The organism is Bradyrhizobium sp. NAS96.2 (genome assembly GCF_001908235.1).
Lineage (GTDB): Bacteria > Pseudomonadota > Alphaproteobacteria > Rhizobiales > Xanthobacteraceae > Bradyrhizobium.
Genome location: NZ_LGHK01000004.1, coordinates 21,551 through 29,795, shown reverse-complemented (window position 1 = coordinate 29,795; position 8,245 = coordinate 21,551). Strand labels below are relative to the sequence as shown.

At 63.4% G+C, this 8,245-nt stretch carries 5 protein-coding genes; 2 read left to right on the top strand and 3 right to left on the bottom strand.

Translation table 11 applies throughout. From position 1 onward, the window contains the following. Positions 1-119: 119 nt before the first annotated feature. Complete coding sequence (locus AC628_RS00915) at positions 120-932, bottom strand: WecB/TagA/CpsF family glycosyltransferase (protein WP_074124881.1); 813 nt, start codon at positions 930-932, stop codon at positions 120-122. Between the two features lie 514 nt (positions 933-1,446). On the opposite strand from AC628_RS00915, the gene AC628_RS00910 reads away from it, so the two are divergent. Beyond that, on the top strand, positions 1,447-2,577 hold the full coding sequence (locus tag AC628_RS00910) for a GNAT family N-acetyltransferase (protein ID WP_074124874.1): 1,131 nt from the start codon (positions 1,447-1,449) through the stop codon (positions 2,575-2,577). 146 nt (positions 2,578-2,723) lie between these two features. Here the strand turns inward: AC628_RS00910 and AC628_RS00905 are convergent, their stop codons facing one another. Next, the gene (locus tag AC628_RS00905) at positions 2,724-3,944 is read right to left on the bottom strand and encodes an FAD-dependent oxidoreductase (RefSeq protein ID WP_074124872.1); all 1,221 of its coding nucleotides are present in this window, start codon (positions 3,942-3,944) and stop codon (positions 2,724-2,726) included. A gap of 516 nt (positions 3,945-4,460) precedes the next feature. Between AC628_RS00905 and AC628_RS00900 the strand changes: the two genes are divergently transcribed. After that, complete coding sequence (locus tag AC628_RS00900; protein WP_502689523.1) at positions 4,461-5,786, top strand: lipopolysaccharide biosynthesis protein; 1,326 nt, start codon at positions 4,461-4,463, stop codon at positions 5,784-5,786. A 138-nt stretch (positions 5,787-5,924) separates the two neighbouring features. Here the strand turns inward: AC628_RS00900 and AC628_RS00895 are convergent, their stop codons facing one another. Beyond that, complete coding sequence (locus tag AC628_RS00895) at positions 5,925-8,039, bottom strand: GumC family protein (protein ID WP_074124867.1); 2,115 nt, start codon at positions 8,037-8,039, stop codon at positions 5,925-5,927. Positions 8,040-8,245: the final 206 nt, after the last annotated feature.

Below are 8,245 nucleotides of genomic sequence, written 5' to 3'. Positions count from 1 at the left end.
CCCGAACAGTCGAGGCTGTTTGTTTCGCCATCGGCGAGGTCCTCAAGCTCTTCTCGCCCGAAGAATGTCTGAGCTACCTAGCAAATGCAGGATATGGACGAACCTAACTTCATCACGCTTTAGTCCCTGGTCGACGAGGACCGGGTCCGGTTGAACAGCAGATAGAGAGCGTGGGGATTGGTCGTCAGATAGCGCCAGAACAGCCGGCGCGGCTCGAGCCAAAGACGCCAGGCCCATTCGAGCCCGACGATCTGCATCCATCGCGGCGCGCGCGGCCGCGAGCCGGACAGGAAGTTGAACAATCCGCCCGAGGTCTTGATGACGCCGACATTGCCAAGCCGCGAGATGAATTCGTCGACGAAGGCCTGTTCGTAGGGCACGCCGAGCGCGACCCAGAGAAAGTCCGGCGCCAGCGCGTTGATCTCGTCCACCTTGGCTCGCAGCGCGTCGCCACGCAGATAGCCGTGCGAATGGCCGACGATCTTGAGGGCCGGATAGGCCCGGCGAACATTGGCGATCGCCGCCTCGTTTTCGGCCTCGTTCGCGCCGAACAGATAGAAAGTCAGTCCGAGCTTCTCCGCCTTGCACGCGACGTCATGGAACAGGTCTGTGGTCGCGACGCGCTCGGGCAGCGGCTTCGACGACCGGAGCTTCGACACCATGACCAGCGGTTGCCCGTCGGCATTGATCAGGTCGGCGGCCCGGAACAGCCGATCGGTCATCGGCTCGGTCGAGCAGCGCGACAGCACTTCGCCATTGGCGGAGGTCAGATAGAGCGGACGATTGGCGCGCCGGTTCGGGTACACGGCCTCGACCATGAAGTCGGCGGTCTGCTCGCGATCGAGCACGGCGAGCCGCAACCCGCCGATGGTTTCCCGCCGGACGCCGGCAGTCACGGACCTGCCAACAGGATTGGTCCGACGCTCCCGCATGCCGTTCGGCAGGGACGACCGGTTCGGCACACCCGTCGCGTGCGCCGGCGGCTCGCCACGCGAAGTGTCGCAAATTCGGACAGGCGGAACAGCGATATCTGAATCGAGACTCTGGGTCCCCTCGCGATCGGCGCGCGCAGACGAAATTGCATCGGAAATGCGGGCGTTTTGGCTATGACTCAACATTTCAGCAAGGGCTCCAGTGCTTACATGCCCATAACTGCAATATCCGGTCCAGACAACGCGCGATGTCTCGTCGCACCCTCGATGAGTCGAGTCCGCAAAGAGGTCGTTAACCATGCTCGCTGCGCACGGCTCGGCAATCCTTCGCCGACAGCAAGCAGCGGTCGTTTCAGCCACAGCGACGCTTCCACCAGCAACAATATGCAAAGGTCGAGGCACGACATTAATACAAATCGTATTCTACCAGTGCGCGCCGTCATCGGCCTTTGCTATAAGCATCGGAAGGCCGACTCGATCGGCGTTTTGAAAACTCGTTTGTTTTTGGTTTCACATGAACAAGAATGATGACGCGTTCGATGTCTGCATCGACGACGCATTCGACTTCCTGTCTGAAGAATACGCGACGCTGTTCGAAGGCTCGGACGCGACCGCCTTCCAACATCCGCTATGGCTGGACAGCCTCTATCGCAAGCTCGCTCCCGCCGCGGCAGCGAAGCCCTTGGTCGTCGTCGTCCGCTCGCGCGCAACCGGCTCGCTGGCGGCGGTGCTCCCGATGCTGCGCGTACGGCGCGGGCCGATGCGGACGATCGAATTCGCCGACCTTCGCGTGTCCGACTACCTGGCGCCGGTCTGCAGCATCAAGACATTTGCCGAGCTGCTCCAGGACGGACGCAGCTGCCAGAAGCTTCGGCAACTGCTCCGGCCATTCGACCTGCTGCGCATACCCAAGCTGCTCGATGCAAAGATGCCGATCGAGAATCTGTTCGGAGCACCGCATCGCAGTCTGATGGACACCAATGCCTATGCGACGGTGCTGGCCGCGCCGTTCGAGCAATGGCAGCTCAACGCATTGGGCAAGTCTTATATGAAGGAGCTGGCAAAGAAATGGCGCCAGATCCACAAGAAGGGCACGCTCACTTTCTCATGCTGCGGCGACGCCGCTTCCATCGGCGAGGCCATGGAGACGATGCGGAAGTTTCGCGGTCCGCGCTTCCATGCCCACGGTGACGGCGACCTGTTGCAGCGTCCGGCGTATTTCGATTTCTATTCGAGCGTGGCGCTTCGCGGCATGGGCTCCTTTACCCGGCTCTATGCCATGAAGATGGACGGCAACGTGATCGCGACCGCCCTTGGGCTGGTCCACCGCGACAGCCTCCTCGTCGTCATGACGGCGTTCGATGTCGAGGGATACAAGAGTCAATCGATCGGCGCGCTGACGTTCGAGAGCGTCGCCAAGGATTGCATCGAGCGCGGCGGCCGGGTGCTGGATTTCACCATCGGCGACGAGCCCTACAAGATGCAGTTCGGTGGTCAGCCCACGCCGATGTCGAGCGTGACGCAGGCCGGTAGCGCCGCCGGCTCGCTGGCATTGTTTGCCCTGAAGCAGGCGCCCTGGATCAAGCAGGCCGCCAAGCGCATGACCGACCTCAGGCCGATCCGCACCTCGACCGGCACGCGCTAAAGCGTGATGGGTTCGCGCTGAACCATCATCGCGCTTCAATCGTTTGAGCAGGAGCTCGGGGCAAACGCCGCGCGTTTGCCCCGAGGAAAACTCGCTTCGCACATTTCGGATGACGCGATGGAGCCGCGGGGAAGCGGCTCTCGCCCTTACCGGAGCGCGCTGCGAACGCGCATGACCCATCCCGGATGAATCCGGTCCACCTGGTGCGTGATCATGCGGCGCAAGAAGTGCAGCTGCCGCTGCAGCGTCCAGCGCACATCGGTGTTCGAGGTCAAGGCCTCCCGGTAACGCGCCAGTTGCAGCGAGTGGCGGTCGGCGGCGAGCTTGTCCTGATCGGAATAGAACTGCTCGATCTTCTCCGTGCCCATGCCGTCGGTCTCGAGCCAGCGCGGCACATATTCGGTGCAAAGCCGCTCGACATCCACCAGCAGGCGGCTCACGCCGGTTCCGGCCGCAGGACAATTGGTCTGGAATGCATCGCCGATCAGCACGATACCCGGTTGCAGATGCCCCTCGGTCACCGACAGGTCCATGACCCAGTTGTGCACCTGGCCGACGATCGCGAAATCACCGAGATAGGGTTCAAGTCCCGGCATCAGGCGAAGCAGCGTCCGCTTGGTGTCGCGGCGCAGCTCGCGCATGATCGGATCGGTCGGATCGCGGAACATGAACAGGTTCGCCCGCATGCCGCCCGACATCGGAAACAGGCTGAGATAGTCGACGCCGTCAGCCGCCTCCTTGCCGTAGCAGGTCAGCGCGTCGAAGCCGAACGGCGCGTTATCCGGCCGCGCGATCGTAAAGCCGAACGTGACCGAGTGCCGCGCGGCAATGATCTGCCGGCGCATTCCGAGCGTGTAGCCAAGCGCGCTCGCCATGCCGGTCGCCAGAATGACCAGGCGCGAGACGACGCGCTTGCCGGAGGCCAGCGTCAGTTGCTGGCGATCTTCGCTGCAGCTGACATCGGTCACCAGGTCGAGCCGGAAGCTCGACGGATCAGGCATCAGGCCGCGCGCCATGTTGACGAGATCTGCATAGGAAACGCCATAGGATCGCCCGACGCCGATATCGACCAGTCTGCCGCCCCTGATGTTGAGCGCGCGGTCATAGGACGAGGAGACGGCCTCGACATCGTCGAGGAAGCCGAGGCGGCGGAAGATATCGATCTGCCGTCCAGCAACCTTTTCGACGCGGAATTCATCCGGCGGGATCGAGCGCTTGTCGATCAGGATGACCCGATACCCGGCCCGGACAAGCACAGCCCTCGCGAGCGAGCCTGCCAAACCGGCACCAACGATGGCAACGTCTGTTTCGATAATGTCAGCCTCGCAAGCTGCGATCGGCTGGGTCGTGCTTTCCTCGGCAATCATCTTTGTCCGCTCCGACGGCTAATTGGCCACCGAACTGCAAGTTCCTTGCCTGCCCTGCCGCCACACCCGAGCGAACAGGACGAGTTCCGCTATTGAGGTTAACGAAACGGCCTTGATGGCGATCAACGGGTTCCCGGCACACGGCTTGCAGCAAAAGCGGCCATGAACCTGATCCCTTGGAGGCTCCGCAGCAGGCAGGCGGGACCATTGCCTGGCCGCGGAGCTTCGACGGGCGCGGTCGACGCACTAACGCGGCCTCAACCAGCACGGCTCACGCTGCCGGCGATGCGGTGGAGTGCGACCCGACCTGCGCCGTTTGGAGACAGCGAGGACGACGGCGTTCCAGAATGGAGCAGCGCGACATATTGGCCGGGTGCACAACTGTCTGACGCGCGGGCCGCCGGAAGGAACGGAATCTTAGCAAGACAACATTAACACTCCTGGCTTCACCGATTGCCACGGTCCGCAGCCTGACAGGATATTGAGACGTCTCTGGTGATTGCCTCTGTGCTCCAAATGTTTCGGCGCGATGTGACGCGCGGCGTCGCCGGGACCATCCTCCTCAAGGTCGGCAGCGGCGGGCTTGCGTTCGCCTTGTTCTCGCTGGCCGCGCGGGCGATGACGCCTGACGCGTTCGGCGACTTCGCGACCTTGCTCTCCATCGCCCAGATCGCCTCGGTCGTGGGCCTTGCCGGCCAGGAGCTGCTCCTGGTTCGCTTCCTCAATGAATACGAGGTGCGCGGTCAGGCAGAGTTCACCAAGGGTGTGCTGCTGTCGAGCCTGAGGAATTCAGCGATCGGGATGCTGATCTCGATCGCCGCGATCGCCGCGGTGGCAACGCTTCGCGGTGAATGGTGGCTGCTGATCCTCTCGGTCTCGGCGTTTACCGCTGTCAATGCCGGGCTGATGCTCGGCAGCCAGATCGCGCGATCCCTGGTCAGCATCCTGATGGGCGAAGGCAATCGCGAGTTCTTCTGGCGGGTTGCCGTTGTGCTGGTCCTGATCGCAGTGCTGTTCGGCCACCGGCAGCTCACCCCTGCCGAACTGTTCACCGCGATGAGCGTCGCGATGGCTCTCGGGCTGGTCGTGCAGATCGTGTCGATCGTGCGCGTGCTGCCGAACATGCGTTCGGTCACGGCGCGCTTCGAGACCTCGCGCTGGAATCGCAGCGCATTCCGCTTCTGGCTGGCATCCATTCTCGAAGCGGCGAACCAGTATTTCGACGTCATCCTGGTCTATTGGATGCTGGATCCGGCGACCGCAGGCGTCTATTTCGCCGCCTCGCGCCTGGCGAATATCTTCGCGATGCTTTCGGCTGCGCTCTATACGTTCGGCGCGCGCCGGCTACCGTCGCTGTATTTCAGCAAGAACCACCGCGAGCTCGAACATACGCTGAAGCTGATGGCCGAGGTGACCGCGCTCTGCGTGCTCACAGGGCTCGTCATCGTCTGGGTCGGCGCTCCCTACCTTCTCGGCCTGTTCGGACCGCATTTCGCCGCGCAGCAGTGGGTGTTGATCGTGCTCGCGATCGGGACGGCGTTCCAGGCGGCCGGCGGGCCGTCCGCCGCTGTCCTGCAACTGACAGGGCATGAGCGCGATTACGTTCCGGTGGTCGCCGCCAACGTGGCGTTGCGGCTGCTGGGGTTCGTCGTGCTGATCCCCTGGCTGGGCGTGCTCGGCGCCGCGATCTCGGCGACCGCTTCTCTGGTCATCGCCACCATCGCGCTCAACGTGCTGTGCCGCCGCCGGACCAGCGTCGACCCATCGGTTCTGGTGCTGTTGCATCCCTCGTCATCGAAGGGCAGCGCCTACACCGTCCGCGTTGCGGATAGCAACGACTAGAGCGAGAAGAGTTTTGCTTGAATCGGCTTGACGCGCTCTCGGTTCACCTCTCCCCGCCGGGGAGAGGTGAACTTGCGACGCCGTTGCGGCTCAACCCAACCTCATCAGGCTGTCACTCGCAGCGCAGCCGATCCGCCTTCAGCTTGCCAATCCCAGGGCTTCGCCCTGAGGGCTGCGGACCGTGGCGTTGGCCGCCACGCGATTGACGACCAGCGCAGTCGGGACCGAGCCGAACCTCGACAGGTCGGCCCGCACCTTGCCGATCGCGGCCGGGTCGGCGGCGCCCTCGCGAACCACAAGGATCACGAGGTCGGCATGGGCGGCCAGCGCCACCGCGGCCGGCTGCGTGGCAAGCGACGATGCGTCGACGATGATCAAGCCGAAATCGGCGCGTATATCGTCCGGCGGATAAGGCGGCGCCTTGCTGCTGGCGCCGAGCAGTTCGACGACCGACGGCAGGTCGGCCTTGATGATCCCCGAGCCTTGCGGCGGCACGACTTCGGCGCGCTTCGCTTCCATCTCGATCAGGACGCTGAGCATCCCGTTCTTGACGGCGGACCGATTGAGCGATCGCGCGACGGTGCTGCCGCCCGCACCGGTCTCGAGCGACAGCAAAAGCGCCACCTTGCCGTGGTCACCCGGAAGCTGCTCGATGTTCTCGATCAGCAGTTGCAGATGCAGGCTGAGGTCGGGCTCGGCCGTCGTCGAAATCGGAGTCTGCCAGACGCTCTTGACGGCATCCGGCGACACCATGTTGGGAATGCGGGCCAGCACCGGCAATCCCGGCGGCAAGGCAGATTGCGGCGTGGCCGTGGCCGGTGCCGGGGTCGATACGGGCGCCTCGGCGCTGCGGAGGGGCGGAATGGTCTTGATCGGGAGCTTCAGATTCAGGCCGGGAACGGCGACGATCGCGGTCGACGTCAGCAGCGAGACGATCGCGAGCACGACGAGCAGCAGCGGGAGCGGCGGAAGCGTCGAACGGATCGGCGGCGTCGCAGGAGATGCGACCTTGGTCTGCGAGGCCTGCAGCAGGCGCTGCTCGTCGGTCGTCTTGTAGCGCGAGAGGAACTGCTCGTAGATATTCTTGTTGGCGTCGGCGTCGCGCTGCAACTCCTGCAGTCTGACGAACGCCTGACCGTCAACCAGGATCTGCGATTCAACCGCCTTCAACTGATCCTCGAGCGCCTTTTGCTGATCGCGCTGCGCCTCGTATTCCGACTTCGCGGTGTCGATGTTCTTCTTGCGCTCGATGTCGATCTGCCGGTTGAGGTCGCTGAGCTGGCTGAGCGCCATCACGAGGTCGGGATGACGATCGCCGAGCACCCCGCGTTTCTGCGCGATCTGGTCGTTGAGCGCGGAGCGCTGGGCGCGCAGCGCGCTCAACAGGTCCTGCTTGACCGGCCCGTCGACATTGGCCTTCAGGTCGCGGTGCAACTGCTCATAGCGCGCCTTGGCCTCCTCGGTGCGGGCGCGCGCGGCAGCCACCTGCTGCGTCAGGTCGGTGACGCGCAATTGCTGTGTGGTAGATTCCTTGCCGGCGTTGACGATGCGGTGCTCGAGCTTGAACTTGGCGACGGCATCTTCCGAAGACCGCAGCCGGTCATTCAACGTCTTGAGCCGGCTCTTCAGCCAGTCGGCGGCCTCGTCGGTCGCCACGGTGCGCGTCCCGCGTTGGCTGGCGACGAACGCCTCGGCGATCGCATTGGCGTAGTACGCCGCGCGCTGCGGGTTGTTGGACGTGAACTTGATGGCGATAACATAGGTTAGTCCGCGCCTTGAGATATCGAGCCGGTTGCGAAACCGATCGAGCAAACGCGTGGTGTCGGTCTTGCCGCCGGAGATGTCACTGTCCTCGGCGACCTTGAGCTGATCGATCAGCGGCCCGAGAAATCCATCGGATTTGGCGATCTCGACAGCGCTCTGCAGCGCTGCGGCATCTTGACCGATCCCGGGCAGGACGTCCTGATCGGTGGTCACGCGCTGCTCACGCGGGTCGACAACGACAAGCGCCGTCGCGGCGTAACGCGCCGGGATCAACATCAACAAAATGATGCCGACCGCGAAGATGACCGCGGCGAGCATCAGGATGCGTTGACCTTTCTCGCGGAAAAACGCCACCACCCCTGGAATGCTTAGGACGCCTTTGGTGGTTTCTGCGGAGGATGGGCCAGCCGGCACGCCGGCAGTTTCCCACGACGCTGTGGGTTCCGTGACTTCGGAACGTCTCGAGCCTACGCGGCTACCGAACTTCATGGGTTCTGACTCGAATTCAACTGACAGTACTGCCCCAACGTAAATATCTATGGTTAATCGCCGGTTACCCCCTCTCTGCGCTGCCGTAACCAATTAGTTAACGAGCCGGCGGTACCCTGTCCGTGAGATAATGGCTCTTGATTGCCGACAGATGTCCGATTGCTAAATGAGCAGTAACCTCAACGCGCGCTACTCGGTGCGCCAGC